Origin of the sequence: Jiella soli (assembly GCF_020615385.1) — a bacterium.
GTDB lineage: Bacteria > Pseudomonadota > Alphaproteobacteria > Rhizobiales > Rhizobiaceae > VKMB-3413.
In genome coordinates this window covers 654,782-678,530 of sequence record NZ_JAJAVB010000025.1, presented here as the reverse complement: position 1 = coordinate 678,530, position 23,749 = coordinate 654,782, and the positions used below count along the sequence as shown (strand labels likewise).

The 23,749-nt window shown below is 66.7% G+C and carries 24 protein-coding genes; 9 read left to right on the top strand and 15 right to left on the bottom strand.

Going from position 1 to position 23,749, the window contains the following annotated elements:
- Positions 1-13 precede the first annotated feature (13 nt).
- Positions 14-1,270 (bottom strand): MFS transporter, encoded by a 1,257-nt coding sequence (locus LH400_RS17660; protein WP_229154268.1) that lies wholly within the window; start codon positions 1,268-1,270, stop codon positions 14-16.
- A 121-nt stretch (positions 1,271-1,391) separates the two neighbouring features.
- Between LH400_RS17660 and LH400_RS17655 the strand changes: the two genes are divergently transcribed.
- On the top strand, positions 1,392-1,997 hold the full coding sequence (locus LH400_RS17655; protein ID WP_229154267.1) for a TetR/AcrR family transcriptional regulator: 606 nt from the start codon (positions 1,392-1,394) through the stop codon (positions 1,995-1,997).
- Positions 1,998-2,104: 107 nt separating this feature from the next.
- Here the strand turns inward: LH400_RS17655 and LH400_RS17650 are convergent, their stop codons facing one another.
- From LH400_RS17650 to LH400_RS17625, 6 genes are all read right to left on the bottom strand, one after another.
- A complete protein-coding gene (locus LH400_RS17650; RefSeq protein ID WP_229154265.1) occupies positions 2,105-2,440 on the bottom strand; it encodes a zinc ribbon domain-containing protein YjdM in 336 nt (111 codons plus the stop codon).
- 136 nt (positions 2,441-2,576) lie between these two features.
- Positions 2,577-3,623, bottom strand: a complete 1,047-nt coding sequence (ruvB, locus tag LH400_RS17645) for a Holliday junction branch migration DNA helicase RuvB (protein ID WP_229154263.1) — start codon at positions 3,621-3,623, stop codon at positions 2,577-2,579.
- Positions 3,620-4,018, bottom strand: coding sequence for a type II toxin-antitoxin system VapC family toxin (locus LH400_RS17640; RefSeq protein WP_229154261.1), 399 nt, complete (start codon positions 4,016-4,018; stop codon positions 3,620-3,622). Before LH400_RS17640 ends, ruvB begins: the two co-directional genes overlap by 4 nt.
- The gene (locus LH400_RS17635) at positions 4,015-4,293 is read right to left on the bottom strand and encodes an AbrB/MazE/SpoVT family DNA-binding domain-containing protein (protein ID WP_229154448.1); all 279 of its coding nucleotides are present in this window, start codon (positions 4,291-4,293) and stop codon (positions 4,015-4,017) included. The genes LH400_RS17640 and LH400_RS17635 overlap by 4 nt, the downstream gene beginning before the upstream one ends.
- A gap of 61 nt (positions 4,294-4,354) precedes the next feature.
- Complete coding sequence (gene ruvA, locus LH400_RS17630; protein WP_229154259.1) at positions 4,355-4,978, bottom strand: Holliday junction branch migration protein RuvA; 624 nt, start codon at positions 4,976-4,978, stop codon at positions 4,355-4,357.
- A 520-nt stretch (positions 4,979-5,498) separates the two neighbouring features.
- Positions 5,499-5,909: a twin-arginine translocation signal domain-containing protein gene (locus tag LH400_RS17625; protein WP_229154257.1), complete on the bottom strand. Its 411-nt coding sequence runs from the start codon at positions 5,907-5,909 to the stop codon at positions 5,499-5,501.
- Positions 5,910-6,484: 575 nt separating this feature from the next.
- Here LH400_RS17625 and LH400_RS17620 point away from each other — a divergent pair.
- From LH400_RS17620 to LH400_RS17600, 5 genes are all read left to right on the top strand, one after another.
- Entirely contained in the window at positions 6,485-7,456 is a 972-nt protein-coding gene (locus LH400_RS17620) for a CHAD domain-containing protein (RefSeq protein WP_229154256.1), read from the top strand.
- Positions 7,457-7,559: 103 nt separating this feature from the next.
- Entirely contained in the window at positions 7,560-8,768 is a 1,209-nt protein-coding gene (pcaF, locus tag LH400_RS17615; RefSeq protein WP_229154255.1) for a 3-oxoadipyl-CoA thiolase, read from the top strand.
- Positions 8,769-9,031: 263 nt separating this feature from the next.
- Positions 9,032-9,286: a hypothetical protein gene (locus LH400_RS17610; RefSeq protein WP_229154254.1), complete on the top strand. Its 255-nt coding sequence runs from the start codon at positions 9,032-9,034 to the stop codon at positions 9,284-9,286.
- A 108-nt stretch (positions 9,287-9,394) separates the two neighbouring features.
- Positions 9,395-10,294: an MBL fold metallo-hydrolase gene (locus LH400_RS17605; protein WP_229154253.1), complete on the top strand. Its 900-nt coding sequence runs from the start codon at positions 9,395-9,397 to the stop codon at positions 10,292-10,294.
- A gap of 267 nt (positions 10,295-10,561) precedes the next feature.
- A complete protein-coding gene (locus LH400_RS17600; RefSeq protein ID WP_229154252.1) occupies positions 10,562-11,179 on the top strand; it encodes a ribonuclease D in 618 nt (205 codons plus the stop codon).
- A gap of 436 nt (positions 11,180-11,615) precedes the next feature.
- Here the strand turns inward: LH400_RS17600 and LH400_RS17595 are convergent, their stop codons facing one another.
- The 7 genes from LH400_RS17595 to tesB form a co-directional block, all read right to left on the bottom strand.
- Complete coding sequence (locus tag LH400_RS17595; RefSeq protein ID WP_229154251.1) at positions 11,616-12,443, bottom strand: metallophosphoesterase family protein; 828 nt, start codon at positions 12,441-12,443, stop codon at positions 11,616-11,618.
- Entirely contained in the window at positions 12,440-13,276 is an 837-nt protein-coding gene (locus LH400_RS17590; RefSeq protein ID WP_229154250.1) for a 4'-phosphopantetheinyl transferase family protein, read from the bottom strand. Before LH400_RS17590 ends, LH400_RS17595 begins: the two co-directional genes overlap by 4 nt.
- Positions 13,257-13,619 carry a nuclear transport factor 2 family protein gene (locus LH400_RS17585; RefSeq protein ID WP_229154248.1) on the bottom strand — a complete coding sequence of 121 codons (363 nt, stop codon included), beginning with the start codon at positions 13,617-13,619 and terminating at the stop codon, positions 13,257-13,259. The genes LH400_RS17590 and LH400_RS17585 overlap by 20 nt, the downstream gene beginning before the upstream one ends.
- Before the next feature lie 41 nt (positions 13,620-13,660).
- Positions 13,661-14,668, bottom strand: coding sequence for a zinc-dependent alcohol dehydrogenase family protein (locus LH400_RS17580; RefSeq protein ID WP_229154246.1), 1,008 nt, complete (start codon positions 14,666-14,668; stop codon positions 13,661-13,663).
- A 284-nt stretch (positions 14,669-14,952) separates the two neighbouring features.
- The gene (locus LH400_RS17575; protein ID WP_229154244.1) at positions 14,953-16,341 is read right to left on the bottom strand and encodes an ammonium transporter; all 1,389 of its coding nucleotides are present in this window, start codon (positions 16,339-16,341) and stop codon (positions 14,953-14,955) included.
- 20 nt (positions 16,342-16,361) lie between these two features.
- Positions 16,362-16,700 carry a P-II family nitrogen regulator gene (locus LH400_RS17570; RefSeq protein ID WP_229154447.1) on the bottom strand — a complete coding sequence of 113 codons (339 nt, stop codon included), beginning with the start codon at positions 16,698-16,700 and terminating at the stop codon, positions 16,362-16,364.
- A gap of 262 nt (positions 16,701-16,962) precedes the next feature.
- Positions 16,963-17,826 carry an acyl-CoA thioesterase II gene (tesB, locus tag LH400_RS17565; RefSeq protein ID WP_229154242.1) on the bottom strand — a complete coding sequence of 288 codons (864 nt, stop codon included), beginning with the start codon at positions 17,824-17,826 and terminating at the stop codon, positions 16,963-16,965.
- A gap of 135 nt (positions 17,827-17,961) precedes the next feature.
- Between tesB and LH400_RS17560 the strand changes: the two genes are divergently transcribed.
- Positions 17,962-19,212, top strand: coding sequence for a ubiquinone biosynthesis hydroxylase (locus tag LH400_RS17560; RefSeq protein WP_229154239.1), 1,251 nt, complete (start codon positions 17,962-17,964; stop codon positions 19,210-19,212).
- A gap of 140 nt (positions 19,213-19,352) precedes the next feature.
- Here the strand turns inward: LH400_RS17560 and LH400_RS17555 are convergent, their stop codons facing one another.
- The gene (locus LH400_RS17555; RefSeq protein WP_229154237.1) at positions 19,353-20,582 is read right to left on the bottom strand and encodes an ABC transporter substrate-binding protein; all 1,230 of its coding nucleotides are present in this window, start codon (positions 20,580-20,582) and stop codon (positions 19,353-19,355) included.
- A gap of 341 nt (positions 20,583-20,923) precedes the next feature.
- On the opposite strand from LH400_RS17555, the gene LH400_RS17550 reads away from it, so the two are divergent.
- Both LH400_RS17550 and LH400_RS17545 read left to right on the top strand, forming a co-directional pair.
- Positions 20,924-23,032, top strand: coding sequence for a TonB-dependent siderophore receptor (locus LH400_RS17550; protein WP_229154236.1), 2,109 nt, complete (start codon positions 20,924-20,926; stop codon positions 23,030-23,032).
- A gap of 301 nt (positions 23,033-23,333) precedes the next feature.
- Positions 23,334-23,684 (top strand): DUF2849 domain-containing protein, encoded by a 351-nt coding sequence (locus LH400_RS17545; protein WP_229154235.1) that lies wholly within the window; start codon positions 23,334-23,336, stop codon positions 23,682-23,684.
- Positions 23,685-23,749 lie beyond the last annotated feature (65 nt).

Below are 23,749 nucleotides of genomic sequence, written 5' to 3'. Positions count from 1 at the left end.
GGGCGGCAGGGCCTCAGCGCTCGCTGCACTCGCCCAGGGCCGGCACCACCGGCTGCAACGGCGCCTGCTTGACTGCCGGCCGCGGCTGAAGCCCGAAGAACTGGCGTCCCGCCAGGCCGAGGGCGACCAGAAGCACGATGATGGCGGCATAGATGTCGGTCGTCCTCTCGATCCCGATCGCACCGGCGAGAGAGCCGGCCACGATCGCCGGCACGCTGAAGGCGAGATAGCTTTCGACATAGAATGCCGAGAGGAGTTCCGCGCGCTGATCGGCCGGGGCAAGGGGAATGATGGTGCCGAGGCAGCCGAGGAAACTCGCCCCGAAGCCGACGCCGGCGATCACCGTGCCAAGGAAGAGCACCGGCACCGAGCCGGTGTGGACGCCGGCGACGAGCGCCAGGATGCCGGCGAAGACGGCCGGCGCCCCAAGACTCAGGACGCGCGCGGGCGGCAGCTGGCGCAGCGAAAACACCGCGACGGCACCGGACAGCATCAGCGCGGCGACGACCGCGCCGCCGAGCATCTGCGAATCCTGCCCGGTCGCCCTGACGATCAGCGAGGGCATCAGCGACAGGTAGAAACCGCCGAGCACCCAGAGCGAGATATTGATCGGCGCGATGATCGCCATCGCCCGCCGGGCCGCGGCCGGCACGCGCACCTGCGGCCTCAGGGACGCGGCAAGGCCCGGCCGCAGCGATGCCGTTTCCGGCATCGTCCGCACCAGGGCGAATTGCACCCCGACGACGACCAACAGAAGCGCGTAGACGAGCCGCATCGGCTGCGGCCCGTATTCGACCAGTGCTCCGGTCGCGAGCGCGCCGACGGTCATGCCGAGGAGCGGCGACAGGCTGTTGACGATCGGCCCGCGCTTGGCGTCGGCATCGGCAAGCGCTGCCCCGAGTGCGCTCGCCGCCGCACCGGTGGCGAACCCCTGGACCAGACGCGCGGCAAGCAGGAACCAGACGTTCTCCGCGAAAATGAACAGGACAAGCGCTACCGCCTGGACCACGAGAGCCACCGCGATCGCCGGGCGTCGGCCGACATGGTCGGAGATCGATCCGACGATCAGAAGCGCCGCGAGCAGGCTGAAGGCATAGATGGCGAAGATCAGCGTGATCAGCATCGGTGAGATCGCCCAGACCTCCTGATAGAGGCGGTAGAGCGGCGTCGGCGCGGCCGACGCCGCGAAGAAGGCGCCGAGGGTCAGCCCGTAGAAGCGGAGTGCGCGCAGATCGGAATTCGCGGGAGCGGTTGCGGAAGTGCTGGACATGCGCCTATCTTCCTTAAAGCAAATTCTTTGCGTTCGTCCATGTAGCGCCTTCGCACCGCTAACGCAATTATTTTGCGATAAGAGATTGCGCGGCTCTCGAAGCCGTTGCGGGAGTAATGCCATGTCCGCAAGATCGGCCAGCCGTCCCGGTGGCCGCAGCGCCCGGGTGCAGGCCGCCGTGCATGCGGCCACCCGTAGTCTCATGGAAGAAGCCGGCCGCGGCGAGCTGACGATCCCCGCGATCGCGGAACGCGCGAAGGTGACGCCGTCGACGATCTACCGGCGCTGGGGAGACCTTTCCGAACTTCTGGCGGATGTCGCGATGGAACGGATCCGCCCGGACGGGGAGCCGCAGGACACCGGCTCGGCGAAGGGCGACCTTTCGGCCTGGGCCGAGCAATATGCCGAGGAGATGGCGTCCGATGTGGGGCGCGAGATGTTCCGCGACATTCTCGCCAGCCGGTCCGATGTCAACAACGCCAGCAAATGCTGCGACATCGTTCGCCGGCAGATGGAGACGTTCGCCGCGCGCGCGGCGCAGCGCGCCGAGAGCTTCCCGGACCCCGAGACCGTGATCGACCGCGTCGTGGCGCCGATCGTCTACCGCATCCTGTTCGCCGAGCCTCCCTCGCAGGACTATTGCCGCGCGCTGGTCGAGGAGCTTTTTACGCAAGGCGAGGCCGGGTTGGCCGCGAGCGCGCCTGTGCGGCTTGCTGCCCGCGCGTGAGGCCAAGAAGCGCTCCGGCGTCGGATCGGGTCCCGTGCGGATCGGCGACGAAAGCGGTTCGGATCGGCCCCGGCAGCTTCGATGCCCCGACAGCCTGCCCCGGTCGTTCAGATCTTGCGGACGAATTCCGACTTCAGCTTCATCGCGCCGATGCCGTCGATCTTGCAGTCGATGTCGTGGTCGCCCTCCACGAGGCGGATGTTCTTCACCTTGGTGCCGACCTTGACCACCTGGGACGTGCCCTTGATCTTCAGGTCCTTGACGACGGTCACGCTGTCGCCGTCGGCCAGAAGATTGCCATTGGCATCGCGATATTCCTTGCCGGCGGGAGCGGCTTCCCCGGCGGCGGACCATTCATGTCCGCATTCCGGGCAGATCAGGAGATCGCGGTCCTCATAGGTGTAGCCCGACTGGCAGGCGGGGCAGGCAGGCAATTGGCTCATCGGGACGGCGCTTTCGACGGCGGGAACGGGGTGCGCCGGAACAAGGCTGCCGGCCCCTCCCCCTCTGCCTCGCCCGGTCGCCGCGCGCAAGGTGAAGCGCGATCATTCCCCGGCCGCCCCACAGCGCCGCAGCGCCTCACCCCTCGCCGCCATCCTCGAAGAGGCTCGCCTGACTGCCCTGATAGGCCGGCGGCACCGCGAGCCCCAGATGGCGGAAGGCGTGCTGCGTCAGCAATCGCCCGCGCGGCGTGCGCTGGAGAAAACCCTGCTGCAGGAGATAGGGCTCGACGATGTCCTCGATCGCGTCCCGAGGCTCCGACAAGGCTGCGGCGATGGTCTCGATCCCGACCGGCCCGCCGCCGAAATTCAGCGCGATGAGATCCAGATAGCGCCGGTCGAGCTGGTCGAGGCCGAGACTGTCGACCTCGAGCCGCGTCAGCGCGGCATCGGCCGCGCGGCGGTCGACGATCTCGGCGCCCTCGGCATGGGCGAAATCGCGCACCCGGCGCAGGAGCCGGCCGGCGATGCGGGGCGTTCCCCGCGCCCTGCGGGCGATCTCCTTCGCCCCGTCCTCGCTCATCGGCAGGCTCATCAGGCGGGCGCCGCGATTGACGATCTGCTCGAGCTCCCCGACCGTGTAGAAGTTGAGGCGCACGGGAATGCCGAACCGGTCCCTCAGCGGCGTCGTCAGGAGGCCGAGCCGCGTCGTCGCCGCGACCAGCGTGAACTTCGACAGGTCGATCTTCACCGAGCGTGCCGCCGGTCCCTCGCCGATGATGAGGTCGAGCTGGAAATCCTCCATCGCGGGATAGAGGATCTCCTCGACGGCCGGCGACAGGCGGTGGATCTCGTCGATGAAGAGAACGTCGCGCTCTTCCAGATTGGTGAGCAGCGCGGCGAGATCGCCGGCCTTGGCGATCACCGGTCCGGAGGTCGAGCGGAAATTGACCCCGAGCTCCTTCGCCATGATCTGCGCAAGCGTGGTCTTGCCGAGGCCCGGCGGGCCGACGAACAGGACATGGTCGAGCGCCTCGCCGCGGGCCTTCGCCGCCTCGATGAACACTTTCAGGTTCGCCCGCGCGGCCGCCTGGCCGACGAACTCGTCGAGCCTTTGCGGGCGCAGCGTCGCATCGACGTCCTCGCCGCGCTTGTCCGGCGAAATCAGGCGCGAGGTCTCGCTCATGCAAGAAATTCCATGGATGGGATGCAGGCGGCGGCTTTCCGGTCGAAGGTGACCGTTCGTTGACAGCCGTCCCGAGCGTGCCTCTGGGCTATGACCGCATCCGAGAAGTCGATACCCTCCATCTCGAAATATCGCAGCGATCGGATGAGGATATCCGACTCTTCGAAGACGAGCGTGTCGACACCGAACAGCTCGAATATCGAAGTGACGATTTCACGGCGGAGCAAGCGCAAGCTGCTTCGAAGCACCCAAAAGAACTCCAGCATCACCGGTACGCCGACGTAGCCGGGATGTTGCTGGGTCAGTGTCTGCAAAAAAAGCCTGGCGGCCGGAGACTGAACGGGATCGTCGTCCAGCATGGCCCGTGGGAGGACATTCGTATCGATGGCGATCATTCTCCAGCCTTGTCGAGGATCGGACCGCAACTTCCCTCCACATGCCGGCTTATACCTTCACCAATAGCGTCATCGTAATCCCCCAGCGTGGTACCGGCCTTCCCGTACTTCGCCAAGCGCCCGAAAAGGCTCTCGATCGGGCGGTTGCGGGGAACCACGACGATCGTATCGTCGACGACCACGAATTCCAGTCGATCCCCGTCCTTCAGATTGAAGGCATCGCGCACCTGTTTGGGAACTGTGACCTGCCCTTTGCTGGTGATCACCGAAACCATCACGGTCTTTCTCCTTACAAACGGCCCAGCAGTAAGAAATATGAGCGCCGCGAAGGCTCCGTCAATTGCGGCTGAGCGCCTTCAGCCCCAGCCGGATCAGCTTGGCGCTCTCCGCCCCCTCGCCCGCGTCCTTGACGGCCGCAGCGACGGCGTTCGCCGCCTGGTCGCGGGAATAGCCGAGATTGACCAGAGCCGAGACCGCGTCGGCGATCGGCGCTGCGGCGGTGCCGCCGCCGATGTCGCGCTTCAGGCCGAAGCTCTCCTCGCCCGCGGCGCCGGAGAAGGCCGGCACCTTGTCCTTCAGCTCGGCGACGATCCGCGCCGCGACCCGCGGACCGACGCCTGGCGCACGCGCCACCATCGCCTTGTCCTGAAGCGCCACGGCATTGGCGAGGTCGCCGGCCGAAAGCGTGCCGATGACGGCGAGCGCCACCTTGGCGCCCACGCCCTGGACGGTCTGGAGGAGACGGAACCAATCGCGCTCGGAGGCGGAGAGAAAACCGTAGAGCCGGATGGCGTCCTCGCGCACGACCGTCTCGATGAACAGGATCACCGCCTCGCCGGCACCGGGAAGCGCCGAAAGCGTTCGCACTCCGCAAAAGGCGACATAGCCGACCCCGTGGACGTCGACGACCGCGTGATCGTCTCCGATCTCGTCGACGGTCCCCTTCAGCTTGCCGATCATGCCCGCCAGACCCAGCGCAAGGCGCCTGCCGCCAGCAAGCCCGATCTTGCCGATGCCGGGCGGATCTTCTCGTCACGGGACCGTCGCTGGAGGGTCATTTCCATCCGCACCTGATGCGGCGACGCACCGGCCGCCTCGGACGCGAAGAGCAATCCCGCGTCCCTCGGGCCTAGTGCAGTCGGAAGAACAGGTCAAGAACGTCCAGCGAAGGACGCGAGGGGAAATGCAGAGAGAATCCGCAGGCTTCACCCGCCGCGGCATCTTTCCGGCCACGGCGCAACATGCCGCGCATGCTTGCGGACGCATGGCATGGCGATCAGACGGGACTGCGCTGCGCCGACGCGACGGGCGGCGCGGGAGAAACACTCACCGGCCCGCTCGACGACGCGGCAATGCCTACCCCGAGCGCCCGATTCAAGCCTGCCGCACCGAGGGTCAGCCCGGATGAAACGCAGAGCTGATCGATCGAGCCGATCGATGCGGGCCGGGCGCTCCAGCCCGCATCAGCCGGTCGTCCTGCTTAGTAGTTGTTGCCGCGATGCCGGCGGCGGCGATGCGTCAGCCGATAGCAATAGCGCCTGTGGCTGCGGCGGTAGTGACGGTCGTTGCGGCACAGCCAGGCGGCGCTGCGACGCCTGCGCGGGCGACGATCGTGACGCCGGTACCGGCGATGGCGGCGACGCCGATGGCCGTCGTCATAATATTGCGCGGTCTCGTAACTGCCGTCCTCGGCAGGTACGGCGGCCGGTTCGTCGGCCGGGCTTTCCGCCAAGGCCGCCTCGGCCTCGTCGGAAAACAGAATGGGGCCAGCGACAGCGGCACAACCCGCAAGCCCCAGCCCCACCAGAAGGCGGCGACGGGAAACGTCGGGCGCGCTTTCGGCCTCGGCTTCCCGCGTCGGGCTGAACCCGATCAAGCTCCAGAACTTCATGTTCGACTCCGTTTGGATGCCCCTTGCGTGACTGCGCCGCAGAATGACGGCCGATCGGTCGGCCTGTGTTTCAACGACGCTCGGTGCTGGCTGCCAGCAGCTCTCTCGACAGTCGATCTGAGCCACGCGACGGTAGCACCGATCGAACCTTTCTCAAATACCGTAAGGGCAATTCCGGACTTACCGGCAGATTCAGTAACCAATTCTGCGCCGCCAGAGGCCTAAACTACAGCGAAATCCCATCCAGATCGTGCTTTTGCGGTCACTCGATTTTGATCTCGCCGAGGCATACCAAGGGACTCATCCCATACTCCTCGCCACAATCGCGAAGACTTCGACACGATATCGCATTGCGAAATAATGAAAGTATCTGGACAAGGGTCCTCGGCGACTGCCGCGAGCCATGGCTCACGGATTGCGTGGGAGAGCACATCGGCCGAAACAATAGACTCGCCTGACGCTTCGGCATGCCGGCGCAGGCTGTCCGCACTCGATCGTTCGGCCGCCGCGCGGGACCGCTTGCGCTCGCGTCCCCAGCGACCACATTCGCCGCATCAGACAGGAGATCGGGGAAAATGGCCTTTCAGATCGACCCAGTTGCACCGCTCGACGAAGAGGTCCGACGAATCGCGCGCGAGCAGCTTCGCAAGATCGAGAAGAGCATCGCCGATCGGGAAGGCGATCCGCACGAGGCGATCCACGATGCCCGCAAGCGCTTCAAGAAGCTCCGCGGCCTCATCCGGATCATCCGCAATGCAGACCCCGATTTCTACCGATCGGAAAACGACAGGTTCCGGGATACGGCGAAGGAGCTTTCCTTCGTCCGCGACAAGGCCGCACTGGTGGAGGCGCTCGACGCGCTGTCCAAGCGTTTCGAGGAAGAGGTGACCACCGAGGCGTTCGCCGAGGTCCGGGGGCGTCTCGTCGAACATCGCGACGAAGCGGCGGCGAGCGAGGGCGACCTCGGCCCGAAACTGGAACTGGTGGGGACGGCCCTCGAAAGGGCCCATGATCGGCTCGATCATCTGCGCATCGCAAAGCCCAGGGCGGGCGCGAGCCGGATCCTTGCCGGCGGCATCGCCCGCACGCACGCGCGCGGACGGTCGGCCCTGGCCGCGACCGAGAAGCGGCGCGACGCAGAGCTTTTCCACGATCTGCGCAAGCGGGCGAAATACGCCTCCATGCATTTCCGCCTGATCAGGCCTCTCTGGCCCGAGATCTTCGCCCCGATGGCGGAAACGGCCAAGGGCATCGGCGACGACCTCGGCCTCGACCACGACTACGCGGTGTTTCGGGCCGCCGTCGCGGCCGATCCCGGCTCGTTCGGCTCGCAGCAGACCTTGACCATTGTGCTCGGCCTGATGGACAGGCGGCAGAGCGAGCTGCGCCAGTCCGCGCGCGACTCCGCGCAGCGTCTCTACGCGGAAAGCCCCAAGGGTCTTCAAAAGCGGGTCGAGCGGCTCTACCATGCGGCCCGGACCGTGGCATCGCGCGCCGCCGACGCGCCGGCGGCGGGATCCGGCGAGGCCAGCCGGCGCGCCGCCTGACCTTCCCCCGGGTGTGCCGCCGGACCAAGGTCCGGGAACACGCCCCATTTCCTTTTGCATTCGCTCGCGGCATAACCGCGCCGATCAACACAGGACGCCCATCATGGCCGACGCCTTCATCTGCGACTACATCCGCACGCCCTTCGGACGCTTTGCGGGAGCGCTCGCCGCCGTGCGCGCGGACGATCTCGGCGCCGTGCCGATCAAGGCGCTGATGGAGCGCAATGGCGGGGTCGACTGGGAAGCGATCGACGAGGTCTTCTACGGCTGCGCCAATCAGGCCGGCGAGGACAATCGCAATGTCGCGCGCATGTCGTCCCTGCTCGCCGGCCTTCCGGTGAGCGTGCCGGGCGTGACGCTGAACCGGCTGTGCGGCTCCGGCATGGACGCGGTCATCACCGCGGCACGTGCGATCAAGGCCGGCGAGATCGAGATTGCGATCGCGGGCGGCGTCGAATCCATGTCACGTGCGCCTTTCGTCATGCCCAAGGCCGAGAGCGCCTATTCGCGCGATTCGGCGATTTACGACACGACGATCGGCTGGCGATTCGTGAACCCGTTGATGAAGCAGCAATACGGCGTCGATTCGATGCCGGAGACCGGCGAGAACGTCGCGGCGGACTTTTCCATCTCGCGCGCCGATCAGGACGCCTTCGCGCTTCGCTCGCAACAGAAGGCGGCCGCGGCGCAGGCCTCCGGGCGCCTCGCCAGGGAGATCGTTCCCGTGTCGATCCCGCAGCGCAAGGGCGAGCCGCAAATCGTCGATACCGACGAGCATCCGCGCGGCGACACGACGCTGGAAAAGCTCGGCCGGCTGCCGACGCCGTTCCGCAAGGAGGGCGGCTCGGTGACCGCCGGCAACGCATCCGGCGTCAACGACGGCGCCGCGGCGCTGATCGTCGCCAGCGAGGCGGCGGTGAAGCGCCACGGCCTGACGCCGATCGTGCGCGTCCTGGGAGGAGCGACCGCCGGCGTGCCGCCGCGGATCATGGGAATGGGCCCTGCCCCGGCGTCGAAGAAACTGTGCGAGCTGCTCGGGCTGAAGCCGTCGGATTTCGACGTCGTCGAGCTCAACGAGGCCTTTGCCAGCCAGGGCATTGCGGTCCTGCGCGAGCTCGGCCTGCCGATCGACGGCGAGCACATCAATCCGAATGGCGGCGCGATCGCGATCGGCCATCCGCTCGGCGCATCCGGCGCCCGCATCACCGGCACGGCGGCCCTGGAGCTCGCCCAAACCGGCAAGCGGCTGGCGCTCGCGACGATGTGCATCGGTGTCGGCCAGGGAATCGCCGTCGCGATGGAACGGGTCTAACTCCCGCAGGGCCCGGCCCTTCCCTCACGAGGGAAGCCCGGCCCTACCGAAAATTCACTTCGCTGACACCGTAGCGCCCCCGTCGGGGCGTTCCCTGGAGCGCAGCCGGACTCCGATCTCCGGCGGGTGGGGAGAGCCTTTGCGCAAGGGGCGGGATTCGTTCGCAACCATGCAATGGGTGGCGGCGAATCGTTGGTGGCGGCAACAAGATTTCAACGAACGGGTCCTCGTGGCGCATGCCTTCGAGAGGACGGGAGAATTCCATGGATCAGTCCTTGCGGGGATTGGTAAGATCCCGAATCGCAGACATCTCGGCGGAAGGTTCGTTCGTCGACGTGCCGGTGCTTGCGAGCGCGCTCGCGAGCGAGTTCGGCTATGAAGGGCGCGCCCAGACCCTGATGCTCTTTCGCCTGATCATGCGCGAATGCGCGATCGCGGGAATCGCCATGCAGCTCGGTGAGGAGCCGGGCTCGCATTCGCAAGGGGAGTGTCCGGGACCGCAAGCCAAGGCCAGCTGAACCGTCGGCGCCCCCGCGGCCGCCTGCCCTTTGCCCGTTGCTCATGCCCGGCAGGGCGTCCCCGATGCGCCGATGGACCGCTCGGCCGACCTCTGCCATGGTCGGCCCATGGACACGACCGACGCCTTCCCCTCTCTCGGCTCGAGCCTGCGAATGCATCGCCCGGCTCCCGGGATTGTCGCCTTCTATGACGGTCGGATGGCCGGACGGCGGGCTTATTCGGCTGAGCCGAACTGGCTCGACGATGGTGCCTACGAACTCGGCGTCGCGACCTATGCGATCGTCTCCGGAGAGGCGGCGCTGGTCTACGACACGCATATCTCGCCGGCGCATGCCGCGATCGTGCGGCGTACACTGGAAGAGCTGGGCGTCAGCGACATCACCGTCGTCCTCAGCCATTGGCACCGCGATCATGTGGCAGGGAATGCCGTCTTCGCCGACCGGCCGATCCTTGCGCAGGAGGAAACGATCGCGGCACTGACGCGCGAGCGGAACACCATCGAGGACGGCAATCCGCCGATCCGGCCCCTGGTCATGCCGACGCGCACGGTTTCCGACCGGGAGGTGCTGACGATCGGCGAGACCGCGGTGGAAATCCGGCTCGTCGACATTCACAGCCGGGACGGAACGCTCCTCCATTTGCCGGACGAGGGTCTCCTGCTCGCGGGGGACGCGCTCGAGGACCCGATCACCTATGTCGCCGAGCCGGACCGGCTGGAAGCCCATCTTGCCGATCTGGAAAAGCTGGCGGCGCTGGCCCCCAAGCGGATCCTGCCCAATCACGGGGCCGAGGCCCGCATCGCTTCAGGCGGTTTCGGGCCGGAGCTGATCGATGCCACGCGACGCTATGTCGAGCGGCTGCTCGCCTGCCGCTGCGATCGAAGGCTGGCGGCGCTCCCGCTTCGCGCATTCATCGCAGAGGATTTCGAGAGCGGCGCGGTGGAGTATTTTCCGCCCTATGAAGCGGTTCACGCCGACAATGTCCGCAAGGTCGCCGGCAGCAGCTGATCGCCGCCGCTTCGGGGCGCCAGTTCAGGACCTGCTGCGGCGAGTGTCTGCACCATCTTGGCGGCGTCTGGAAACGCGGCGGTGCCCGGCGCCTCCACAGAACTCCGCAATCCGTGACCGTGAGCGATGAGATCCCGGGCGAGCCTCCTGGCGGCGGGAGCGCGGCGTTGCAGAGGTCGAAAGAGGCGATTTCCAAAGCGAAGTCTTTTGCGGGTGCGCTGAAATCCGCTAAGGCACGTGAACTGTTACAGAAGGGCACAAGCGATCATGACCATCCGCGTCCATAAAGGCGATCTTCCCGAGATTTCGCGCTATACCGGCCCTGTCGCCATCGACACGGAAACGCTGGGCCTCGTCACGCAGCGCGACCGCCTGTGCGTCGTCCAGCTGTCGCCCGGCGACGGCACGGCCGACATCGTGCAGATCGCCAAGGGCCAGCGCGAGGCGCCGAACATCGTGGCGCTTCTGAAGGACGCCTCGAAGACCAAGATCTTCCATTATGGCCGGTTCGACGTCGCCGCGCTCTACCACGCGTTCGGCGCCATGACCGACGGCATCTTCTGCACCAAGATCGCCTCGCGCCTCACCCGCACCTATACCGACCGCCACGGGCTGAAGGACCTGGCGCGCGAACTCCTCGGCGTCGACCTGTCCAAGCAGCAGCAGTCCTCGGACTGGGCGGCGGAAACGCTGTCGCCGGCGCAGGTGGAATATGCCGCCTCCGACGTCCTCTACCTCCACGACATCATGGGCGTTCTCTACAAGCGTCTGGAACGCGAGGACCGGATGGATCTCGCGAAGGCCTGCTTCGGCTTCCTGCCGACGCGCGTGCGGCTCGACCTCGCCGGCTGGAGCGAAGAGGACATCTTCTCGCACAGCGTCTGACGGGCGGCCAGGCGCCGGGCTAGGGACGACCGGCGCTTGCGACAAGCTTGTCGAAATTAACGGCAGGTTGCCCATTCCAGCAACATTTTTTGCCTGTGACTTGCACCTTGTCGAAACGCGTCACGGCGTGTCGCAAACAGGCTCTCGCCGAAGCGCCGGACACCCCACATGCGCGGCATCGTCAACGCGCTCGCACGAAAGGCGCACCCCATGCTTCGCAGTCAGGCCGCACAGACCCTCGCCGTCACCACCCTCGTCGCCTTCGCGCTCGCGGCGACGGTCGCCTTACTCCACCTCATCGGCTGACGCCCTTCCCGCGGAAGACCGAAGCCGGCACAGGCAAGACTTTCGACGGCGCGGCGACCGAGAGGTTGCCGCGCCGTTCGCGTCTGCGGAGGGCGCGGACGGCCGGCGAGGCTGCGTTACCGCGAGGGGATCAGATGCGGATTTGACGCAGCGCCGCATCCGGCTCACGGCGGCCCCGCCACTGCTTCGGATAGCCGAAGGAAACCTCCTCGAACACGACGTCGTCGACGATCCGGGTCGAGGGCATGTGCAGATGGCCCGACACCACCACGCGCGCATTGTAGCGGCGGTGCCAGTCGGCGGTGCGGCGCGTGCCGCACCAGAGCGAGAAGCGGGGAATCCGCGGCGGTCTCGCGAGTTCCTCGATCAGCGGCCAGTGATTGACCAGCACGCTCGGCAGGTCGTCGCTTACCGCATCGAGCCGCGCCTGCGTCGCCTCGCAGCGCGCCCGGCACCAGTCGGCCCGCGTCTCATGGGGGTCGGGCGGCAGGAACTGCTCGTCGGCGCAACGCACGCCGTCCTCCCGCGCCCAGGAAAGCGCCGCCTCGGCGGGCACGTCGGCGGGACGGAAGGAATAGTCGTAGAGCAGGAACATCGGCACGATGCGCACGCGGGTTCCGTCCAGATCGACCACCGGATAGGGATCCTCCGGCGTCAGGACGCCGCGCGCGCGGCACAGATCGACGAAGCGCCGGTAGCGGGCCTCGCCGCGAAGCGGCCGCTCGCCCGGCTCGCCGTCGCGGCCGGTCACGGCCCAGAGCTCGTGATTGCCGGGCACCCAGACCAATTGCCTGAACTTCGGCTGCAGCGCGTCGAATGCGAGATGCATGTGCCGCTCGGTCTCCCCGACATCGCCGGCCAGGATCAGCCAATCGTCCGGCCGCGCCTCGATGTCGTGGATCGCCTCGCGATTGGCCTGGTAGCCGAGGTGGATGTCGCTGACGGCATGGAGCCTCACGCCGCGGCTCCCGCCGCCGCAGGCAGCGTCGCCCGCTCCAACTCCTCCTCGTCATCCGAGAGCGGCACGGTCCGCACGAAGCGGACGCGGATCGCGGCCTGCGGCGCGGAGACCGCAAGCGCCAGGCGATGGCTGGAACCGATCCGGCGGCGCAGGAAGCGCCAGCGCCCGGGATCGTCCGGGCAGGCGTCGGTAAAGGCGATGGTCGGGGCGCCCTGCCCGGCGATGTCGTAGGCGAAGCCGTCGAGCGGCAGAGCGAGGCCCATGCCGCGCGCCTTGATATAGGCCTCTTTCAGCGTCCAGAACGCGAAGAACCGCTCGACGAGTTCCGGCCCCTCGGCCGCTCTGGCATAGGCCGCCTCGGACGGTGCGAAATAGCGTCCGGCAAGATCATGGACGGCACTCTCCCGCACGACCGTCTCGACATCGACGCCGAGGTCGCAGGAATGGCCGATGGCGAGCGCGACCAGTCCGCGCGTGTGCGAGAGGTTGAACACCAGCCCCGGTGCGAGGCGAGCCTGTTCGGCGAAGATCGCGGGCCGTCCATACCGGTTGGGAGCAAAGCGCCAGTCGGCCGGCGCCACCGGTGCGAACCGCGATAGCGCCGTCCGCACGAGCGCCCGGCCGACGAGATATTCGCGCCGCGCGCCCTCGACCTTGTAGCGCTCGAACCGCTCCTTCTCCCCCGGATCGAGGAGATCGCGATAGGACTCGGCCGCCACTTCGTCGACCGCGTCGAGGTCGACGAGAAAGACGCAGATCCCGCCCTCGCCGCAATCGTCACTGCCGATGCCGAGGGTCATGGCCGAACCGTCATACCGTCTCTGGTCCACTTTGCTCTTGCACCCGCGTACCCTGATGAAAGCGCATCCGCCAGCGGCCGTCGCGCCGGGCCCAGATCGAGCTGCGCAGGTTGACGACGCTCGCGGCATCCGACCGGCTGCGCCTGACCCTGTATGTGATCAGCGCGACATCCGGCGACAACAGCTGCACGTCCATGTCGGAAACATTTCGCTGGACAGGATCTTCAGCCGCCTCGGCGAGAAGCGCCGCGATGATCGCCGCCTTGTCGAAGACCCCGCCCGAACTTCCGATCTCGATGAAGTCCTCTGCAAGCAGTTCGCCCACCCCATCCGGAACGGCGCGCAACGCCGGATCGAGCAGGCCGGTCTCCAATGCGATCAGCTGCGCGGCGAGAGGCTGTTTCATCGACCGCGTCAGATCGTCAGGCAGATCTTGCCGAAATGCTTGCCCGACTCCTCGTGGCGGAAGGCGTCGGCGATTTCCGCCATCGGGAAGGTGCTGTCGATCTCGGGCTTCAGGCCGCTGGATTCGATTCCCCTGACGAAGTCCATCTGGTGTCGGCGGCTGCCGACGATCAGCCCTTTCAGCGTCTGCTGTTTGGCCATCAGCGCGGCAGTCGGCACCTCGCCCGAGCGGCCGGTGAGGACCCCGATCAGCGCGATATGGCCACCAATACGGCAGGCCGTGATCGACTGCGCGAGGGTCGCAGGCCCGCCGACCTCGACGACATGGTCGACGCCGCGCCCGCCGGTCCAGTTGCGGACCTTCGTGCCCCAGTTGTCGGTCTTCTTGTAGTTGATCACATGGTCGGCGCCGAGCGCCGTCAGCCGCTCCAGCTTTTCGTCGGAGGACGAGGTCGCCACGACATTGGCGCCCATCGCCTTGGCAAGCTTCAGCCCGAAGATCGACACGCCGCCGGTCCCGAGGACGAGCACGCTGTCGCCGGCCTTCAGCCCGCCGTCGACGACGAGCGCCCGCCAGGCCGTCAGCCCGGCCGTCGTCAGCGTCGCCGCTTCTTCATGGCTGTAGCCCTTCGGCGCGTGCGTGAACCAGGTCGCCGGCCGCACGACGATCTCGCGGGCATAGCCGTCGACCCCGTCGCCCGGCGTCGTCTTGAAATGGTCGACCGGCGGCTCGCCGTCCTGCCAGAGCGGGAAGAAGCCGGAGACGATGCGATCGCCAAGCTTGAATTCGGTGACGCCCTCGCCGACGGACTCCACCTCGCCCGCCCCGTCAGACATCGGAATGCGGCGGTCCTCGGTGGGCATGTTGCCGGAGACGACGCCATAGTCGTGATAGTTCAGCGAGCTCGCCCTGATCCTGACGCGGATCTCGCCGGGGCCCGGCGCACCGGGATCCTCCATGTCGGTCATCGTCAGGCGGTCGAGGCCGCCGGGCTTCGCGAGCGTGATCGCTTTCATTCTGTCTGCTCCTTGTCGCAACGCCGCCCGAAGGCGGCGCCTGATTCGCAAGATCCGAAATTGCCGTCCCTTTCGGGGATCCGGCTTTGGTCAGCCGAGATATCGCGGACATGCGGGAGGCAAAGGGAACGCTCTGTCGCGGTATGGCAGACGGCCACCGAACGTCCTGCCTCGAGGCAGCGGCTTCGATACCCTCGATCGGAACGAAGACGACCCGCGCACCATGTGGCACGCGGGTCGCGGATCCTGCGGAAGCTGCGGGCGCCGGGCGCCCGCGGCTGATGCTACGAGTGGTAGGCCGCCTCGCCGTGATAGGTAAGGTCGAGGCCTTCGCGCTCTTCCTCCATGGTCGGACGCAGGCCGACGATCGCCTTGGTGATCGCGAAGAAGATCGCCGAGCCGACGCCGCACCACACGATGGTGATGATGACGGCGACGATCTGCGCCCAGACCTGGCCGCCCATGGTGACGCCGTCGGCATATCCGATGCCGCCGAGTGCCGGGGAGGTGAAGATGCCGGTACCGATCGCGCCGACGATGCCGCCGATGCCGTGGACGCCGAAGACGTCGAGGCTGTCGTCGTACTTCAGCGCATTCTTCACCACGGAGACGAAGAAGTAGCAGACGCAGCTGGCGATCGCGCCGAGGACGATGGCGCCCACCGGACCGATCGTGCCGCAGGCCGGCGTCACTGCGACGAGGCCGGCTACGATGCCCGAAGCGGCGCCGAGCATGGACGCCTTGCCGCGGGTGACCGACTCCACGATGCACCAGGCGACCATGGCGCCGGCCGTTGCGGTGAAGGTGTTGACCATCGCCAGCACCGCTGCCGAGGTGGACTCAAGGTTGGAGCCGGCGTTGAAGCCGAACCAGCCGACCCACAGGATCGAGGCGCCGACCATGGTCAGCGTCATCGAGTGCGGAGCCATGATGTCCTTGCCGAGGCCGGCGCGCTTGCCGACGAACATGCAGCCGATCAGGGCCGCGATGCCCGCATTGATGTGGACCACGGTGCCGCCCGCGAAGTCGAGCGCGCCGACGCCGCCCGACAGGACGCCGTTGAAGATCAGGCCCGAACCGTCCCAGACCATGTGCGCGACCGGGAAGTAGACGAAGGTCACCCACAGGATGGTGAACAGCACCACCGCCGAGAATTTGATGCGCTCGGCAAAGGCGCCGACGATCAGCGCCGGGGTGATCACCGCGAAGGTCATCTGGAAGACGATGAAGAGATATTCGGGAATCTCGACGCCGTCCGTGAAGGTCGCCGATTTGGAATCGACGGTCACGCCGGCGAGGAAGAGCTTTCCGAACCCGCCCCAGAAATAGCTGGTGCCGCCGCCGAAGGCGAAGGAATAACCCCACAGCGTCCAGACGATCATCACCACGCCGGTGATGATGGTGCACTGCATCAGCACGGAGAGCATGTTCTTGGCACGCACGAGGCCGCCATAGAACAGCGCGAGGCCCGGCATCGTCATGAACAGGACGAGCAGGGTCGCGGTCATCATCCAGGCGACATCGCCCTTGTCGACGGTGGAGGCGGCGGCGGCGGCGGGCGCGGCGGCCACGTCGGGCGTCACCCCGGCGACACCAGTGTCCTGCGCGAAGGCAGCGGTGGCCGCCAGTGCGGCGAGAACGCCGCCGGCTAGCAGTGTCTTTCCAAGACGCATGTTTCTCAATTCCCCTCGGATTAAAGCGCGTTCGCGTCGGTTTCGCCCGTGCGGATGCGCACGGCGGAATCGATGCCGAAGACGAAGATCTTGCCGTCGCCGATCTGGCCGGTCTTGGCTGCGGTCTGGATCGCCTCAACCGCTCGGTCGACCATGTCGACGGGCACGGCGACCTCGATCTTCAGCTTCGGCAGGAAGCTGACGGCGTATTCGGTGCCGCGATAGATTTCGGTATGACCCTTCTGCCGGCCGTACCCCTTCACCTCGGTCACGGTCAGACCCTGGATACCAACGCCGGTCAGCGCCTCGCGCACCTCATCCAGCTTGAATGGCTTGATGATCGCCATCACGATTTTCATGTTCACCTCGAACCTTGGGCGGCATTGCGGGTGCCACCGAGTTGAGCCATCCCCCGCCTGGGGCGGTATGCCCGCGCGGTGACGAAAGGGAGGGAATCAAGGTGCGTGCCAATTGGGCTCGGCGATCGAATTTTCGGCGAATTCCTCGCCCGCTGAGGTGATTTCGGCGCGGCTGCCTGCCGAAAAGGCATGTCGCACTGCAGGACGATTGATGAAAATTGTGCCGGTATGCCTATGAATTACGCAAACCGGCGGGCGGCGATCAGCGGCGACGCGGCCGGATCAGGCCCTCCTGGGCGACCGACGCCACCAGCGTGCCATCGGCCGAAAACAGCGAGCCGCGAGTGAGACCGCGGCCGCCCGAGGAGGATGGGCTGTCCTGCGCATAGAGCAGCCAGTCCGATACCCGCACCCGGCGGTGGAACCACATGGCATGGTCGAGGCTCGCCGCCTGCACCCGTTCGTCGAAGACCGACAGGCCATGGGCAAAGAGCGAGGTGTCGAGCAGCGTCATGTCCGACAGATAGGCGAGGACGGCGGCGTTGAGACCGGGATCGTCGCCGATCTCGTCCTGGCAGCGGACCCAGATCCGCTGCACCGGCTCCAGCTTCTCGTTCGAGAGATAGTGGTCGAGCAGCACCGGCCGGAACTCGATCGGCCGTGGCCGCTGCCAGTAGCGCCGCACCGCCTCCGGCGCGTCCTTCAGGATCGTGTCGGCGAGCGCCGCGCCGTGCGGCAGCGCCTCCGGCCGCGGCACGTCGGGCATCGGAACCTGATGATCGAAGCCCTCCTCCTCGGTCTGGAAGGATGCGGAGAGGGAGAAGATCGCGACATCGTGCTGCAGGGCGACCACCCGGCGCGTGGTGAAGGAGCGCCCGTCGCGGATGCGATCGACGGTGTAGTCGATCGGCACCTTCGGATCGCCCGGTCGCATGAAATAGGCATGCAGCGAGTGGCAGGGGCGCTCCGACGGCACCGTCCGCTGCGCGGCGATGAGCGCCTGAGCGACCACCTGGCCGCCGAAGACGCGCTGCCAGCCATTGTTCGGGCTGAGGCCGCGGAAGCTGTCCCGCGCGACAGGCTGAAGGTCGAGCGTCACGAGAAGCTGTTCAACAGCGTCGAGCATCCTAGTCTACTCCATCACGACAGGGCCGGACCGGGACCGGAGGTCCACCCGCCGCATCCCGCCGCCCAAGACGCACAATCATCGACCGCCATGAGCGCCATCTGCTATAGGCCGCTCGTCAGCGAGGAGACCCTTATGGCCGAAACTACTGCCCAAGCCGAGCCCGGCGAGCGCGCCGACATCGTCATTGCCGGTGCCGGCTATGTTGGCCTCACCACCGCCGTTGCCATCAAGAGTGCGGCGCCGCATCTTGAGATCGTTCTCGTCGACGCGGCGCCGGAGGGCGTCTGGGAGAAGGACGCGCGCGCCTCGGCCATCGCCGCCGCCGCCGTGCGCATGCTGTCCCGGCTCGGCGTATGGGACGAGGTCAAGGACGAGGCGCAGCCAATCACCGAGATGATCGTCACTGATTCCCGGACCGGCGATGCGGTGCGGCCCGTCTTCCTCACCTTCGGCGGCGAGGCGAAGCCCGGCGAGCCCTTCGCCAACATGCTGGCGAACACGGTGCTGAACGGCGCCCTGCGCAAGCGCGCCGGCGAACTCGGCATCGCCGTCCGCCAGGGCGTTGCGGTATCGGGAATCGAGCAGGGCATGGCGGCGGTGACGGTCCGGCTTGCCGGCGGCGGATCGATCGGCGCGCGGCTCCTGATCGCTTGCGACGGCGTCAAGTCGAAGATCCGCGACATGGCCGGCATCCGCACGCTCCACTGGGACTACGGCCAGTCCGGCATCGTCGCGACGGTCGCCCATGAGCGCCCGCATGAAGGGCGCGCGGAAGAGCATTTCCTGCCGTCCGGCCCGTTCGCCATCCTGCCGCTCAAGGGCAACCGCTCCTCGCTCGTCTGGACCGAGACGACGCGCGAGGCGGAGCGGCTGATCGCGGCGGACGACCTCGTCTTCGAACTGGAACTCGAACAGCGCTTCGGCCACAAGCTCGGCGCCCTCACCGTCGAGGGGCCGCGCCGGGCCTTCCCGCTCGGCCTCACGCTCGCCCGCGATTTCGTCAAGCCGCGGGTAGCGCTCGCCGGCGACGCCGCGCACGGCATCCACCCCATTGCGGGACAGGGCCTGAACCTCGGCTTCAAGGATGCCGCCGCGCTCGCCGAGACCGTGGTGGAAGCCGAGCGCCGCGGCCTCGACATCGGCGCGCTCGACGTGCTCGAGACCTATCAGCGCTGGCGCCGCTTCGACACGCTGCAGATGGGCGTCACCACCGACGTCCTGAACCGGCTCTTCTCCAACGATGTCGGGCTGCTGCGCGCGGTGCGCTCCTTCGGCCTGTCGCTCGTCGACCGCGCTCCCCCGCTGAAGGATTTCTTCATCGGCCAGGCCGCGGGAATGGGCCGCGGGCCGAGCCCGCGGCTGCTGCAGGGCGAGGCGATCTGAGGGCCGGCCGCCGGTCCGACGCCGTCGCGCCCCTCGGCCCCCTCCCTCGCCTGAGGAGTGGCCCTGGTGCCGGATTCGAGGTGCAAAGGGATGTCGGACGGTCCGCGGCATAGGAAGCCGCGGACCGCCCTAGCGCGTCGCTATTGCGCCTTCTTGGCCGCCTCGCAGCTGCCGTCCTCGAGCGACTGGAAGGCCTGATCGCCGGGGATGGTGCGGATGATCTTGTAGTAGTCCCACTTCTCCTTGCTCTCGTCCGGCGTCTTCACCTGGGCGAGATACATGTCGTGAACCATCAGACCGTCGGCGCGGACCTTGCCGTTGCGGGCGAAGGCGTCCTCGATCGGCATCGTCTTCAGCTGCGCGACGACTTTCTTGGGGTCGTCCGTGCCGGTCGCCTCGACGGCCTTGAGATATTGCAGAGCCGAGGAATACATCCCCGCCTGCACCATTGTGGGCTTGGAGCCGGTCTTCTCCTCGAACTTCGCGCTCCACTCGCGCGCCTTGTCGTCGAAATCCCAGTAGAAGCCGGTCGTCAGCGTCAGCCCCTGCGCCGCATTCAGACCGAGGGCATCGACATCGGTAAGGAAGAGCAGGAGCGAGGCGAGCTTCTGGCCGCCCTGGACGATGCCGAATTCCTGCGCCTGCTTGACCGAGTTCTGCGTATCGGTGCCGGCATTGGCGAGCCCGATCACCTGGGCGCCCGAGCCCTGCGCCTGGAGGAGGAAGGAGGAGAAGTCCGCGGTCGGGAACGGAGCGGCGACCTCGCCGACGACCGTCCCGCCGTTCGCCTTCACGGCATTGGCCGCCGTCTTTTCGAGATTGTGGCCGAAGGTGTAGTCGGCGGTGATGAAGTACCAGGAGGTGTTGCCCTCCTTCACCATCGCCACGGCCGTGCCGTTGGCGAGCGCGTCGGTATCGTAGGTCCAGTGGAGACCCGTCGCGGGAGCGCAGTTCTCGTTGGTGAGGGCGTTGGTCGCGCCGCCATTGTTGATATAGGCGACGTTCTTCTCGCTGGTGATCTCCTGCAGCGCGATGCCGACGCCGGAATTCGCCCCGCCGAGGATCAGGTCGACATGCTCCTGATCGGCCCATTGGCGTGCGATGTTGGTGCCGATGTCTGCCTTGTTCTGGTGATCGCCGGACATCAGCTCGATCGGCGCGCCGTTGATCTTGCCGCCCATCTCGTCGATCGCCATCTGGACCGCGGCCACCGACCCCTCACCGTCGAGCGCCGAATAGGCGCCGGACATGTCGAGGATCATGCCAATCTTGACGGCGTCGTTGCTGATTCCGCTGCCGTCCGCCGCGCTCGCGGAGCCTGCGAGCGCCGTCGCGGCCCCCGCCATCAGAACCGTCTTCAAAAATTTCATGCGTCTTTCCTCCCAAGGACAAATCTCGTCCGAGCATCGAAAGGACCCCGGTGCGGCCTCCCTGCCGCCCGCGGTTCGAGCCGAATGCCCGACGATGCCCGGGGCCATAGTGACCGGCTCCTGCCCTGAGGGCAAATCGGCCGTTCGTCGGCTAGCTCGCAGCGAGGACAACCCAGCCGCACGGGCCGAGCGCCATGGTGCGAATGCCGCGGCTGTGGGAGAAAGCCGACTGTTGCCGGTCTGCCACGTCGAATGGGCCCTTGGCGCCGCGCCTGCACGTTATCTTGACTCTTATACTCATGTTTGTGACGAGGTTTCGGTCGCAGATGACGGAGAGGTCCATGAACACCGGAAGAAAGTCCAGCTACCGAGCCCTCCTGGCGAGCGGTATCGGCCTGATGGCAGGGCCCCTGGCCGCGCACGCACAGGAGAACGGGCTCGTCATCAATCTCGACACGGTGCAGATCGAGTCCGAGAGCAACGACATCCTGAAGCAGGACGGCTATGTCGCGAGGCAGGACCGGATCGGCACCAAGGTCGACACGCCGATCGCCGAAATCCCGCAGGCCGTTTCCGTCGTCACCGAGGACCAGATCGAGGATCAGGAACCGCGGACGCTGAACGAGGCGCTCACCTACACGGCAAGCGCGAACACCGGCAATTTCGGCTTCGACAGCCGCTTCGACGCCTTCACGCTGCGTGGCTTCAACGCCTATTACAACGGGCTCTTCCGCGACGGCCTGCGCCAGTACAATTCGCCGACCGGCCTCTACAAGACCGAGCCTTATGGCCTGGAAGGCATCACCATCCTGAAGGGGCCGGCCTCGTCTCTCTACGGCGTCAGCGGTCCCGGCGGCATCGTGAACCTCGTCACCAAGCGTCCGAAGGACGTCCCGTTCCACGAGATCGAGCTGATCTACGGCGAAGATCAACGCTATCAGGCGAATTTCGACGCAACCGGCCCGGCAAACGCCTCGGGCACGATCCTCTACCGGGTGACCGGCGTGGCGAGGAAGTCCGACACCTGGCTCGAGGGCTATCCGGATGACAAGTACTACATCGCCCCCGCGCTGGCGTTCAGGCCCGACGGCGACACGTCTCTGACCATCCTCGGCGAACTCTCGCGCAGCGTCACGGGCGGCACTGCCGCCTTCTACAATCCCTCCTACGGGCAAGTCTCGGATATCTACAACGGCGACCCGCGCTACAACGACTTCACCCAGGAACAGGGCCGTATCGGCTACGAGTTCGAGCACCGCTTCAGCGATCTTCTGACCGTGCGCCAGAACCTGCGCTACAGCCATGTCGATGCCGATCTCGAATATAGCGGGCTCTACGATGCCGGCGCACCGGATCTTGCCCGCTACTGGGGACACTATCAGGAGGACGTGTCGACCTTCGTCGTCGACAACATGGCCCAGTTCACCTTCGACACCGGTCCCGTGGCACACACCGCCGTCGCCGGGCTCGACTATACCTGGGCCTCCTATGACGGCGCGCAGGCGCTGGACTACGTCTCCCTCGACGCAATCCGGAACGCCGATCTCGCCTATGACGGCGGCCAGGACACCAACCAGACCGGCGTCTATCTGCACGACCAGATGGAGTGGAACAACTTCAACCTGTTCCTCAGCGGCCGCTACGACTGGGTCGACACGACGTCGCACGCCACCGACTACAGCGAGACCGGGCAGAAGGACGAAGCGTTTTCCGGCCGGGCCGGCCTCTCCTACCGCACCGAATGGGGCATCATTCCCTATGCCAACTATTCGAGCTCCTTCTCCCCGAACATCGGCAATGTCTATGACGATTTGAATTCCAGCGTCAGCCGCACCGCCGATCCGACCATCGCCGAGCAGGTGGAAGTCGGCGTCAAATACGAGATCCCGGACGCGAATGCGGTTCTGACGGCGGACTATTTCCACATTACCCAGCAGGATGGCGTCGTCTTCGATGCATCGACCGGCATCAACAAGCAGCGCCAGCTCGACCTCACATCGAAGGGCGTCGAGTTCGAAGCCCGGACCTCCCTCGACAACGGCCTCAGCCTCATCGCGTCCTACACGCATATGGAGATGACCATCGATGCCGGTGCCGCCGGCACCGTCGGCAAGGAACTCTCGGGCGTGCCGAACGACATTGCCGCGATCTGGGGCCACTACGACTTCCAGCCGGGATCGCGGCTCGCAGGGCTCGGGATCGGCGCGGGCGTCCGCTATGTCGGAACGAGCTTCGGCGACGACCTCAACACGATCGACAATTCCGATCGCTACTTCGTCGACGCCGCGCTCTCCTACGATTTCGGCGCACTCGACCCCGATTTCGACGGCGTGAAGCTGCAGGTCAACGCCAAGAACCTGTTCGACGAGCAGAAGGCGATATGCACCTCGGGCTATTGCTACCGCGACGAAGGCCGCAAGGTCATCGGCAGCCTGCGCTACCGCTTCTAACGCTCGGCGAAAGATCGCCGCCCCGGACTCTGACCTCGCTCCGGGGATGCGCAACGCCGCCCGCCGTCATCACGGCGGGCGGCGTTCCTACGTGTGGGAACGGCTCGCAGACCCCCCGCCCGCACGAATTTTCTCGCCGCCCCCCTTGCCCGCAAATCCATTCCTCTTCCCCCACCCAATCCGCAAATCCCGCCGGTGACCCTCCGGCCGATCCGGCCTATCTAGAACGCTGACAAACTGGCCGGGGTCGCCTTATGGCGCGATCGCCGCCAGGACGGCGCAGGAAGAGGCGGAGACGGGCATGGCGAAGGACCACCGTGCGGGATCGAAGGTCCGCGGCGACAAGCTGCCGGCGATCGTGATGGCGAACCATCTCCTGGAGGGCGACGTCGTCTTCCTGACCGACAAGGGCTGGACGCTCGATCCGTCGGCCGCGCGCGTCGCCTATGACGCGGAGACCGCGGCCGAGATGGAGGCCGAGGGCAAGGCGGCGGCTGCGGCCAACATGGTTGTCGATCCCTATCTCGTGCCGGTGGACATCAACGGCACCGGCCTGCCCATCGCGCGCCACTTCCGCGACGCCATGCGCCAGAAGGGCCCGTCGGTCCACCCGGACATGGGCAAGCAGGCCGAATACACGCCGCTCGGCTGAGACACCACGCAATGGAATGGGGCAAAGCGCCGGTCCGGGCGCCGCCGCAGCCAGACGATTTCCAA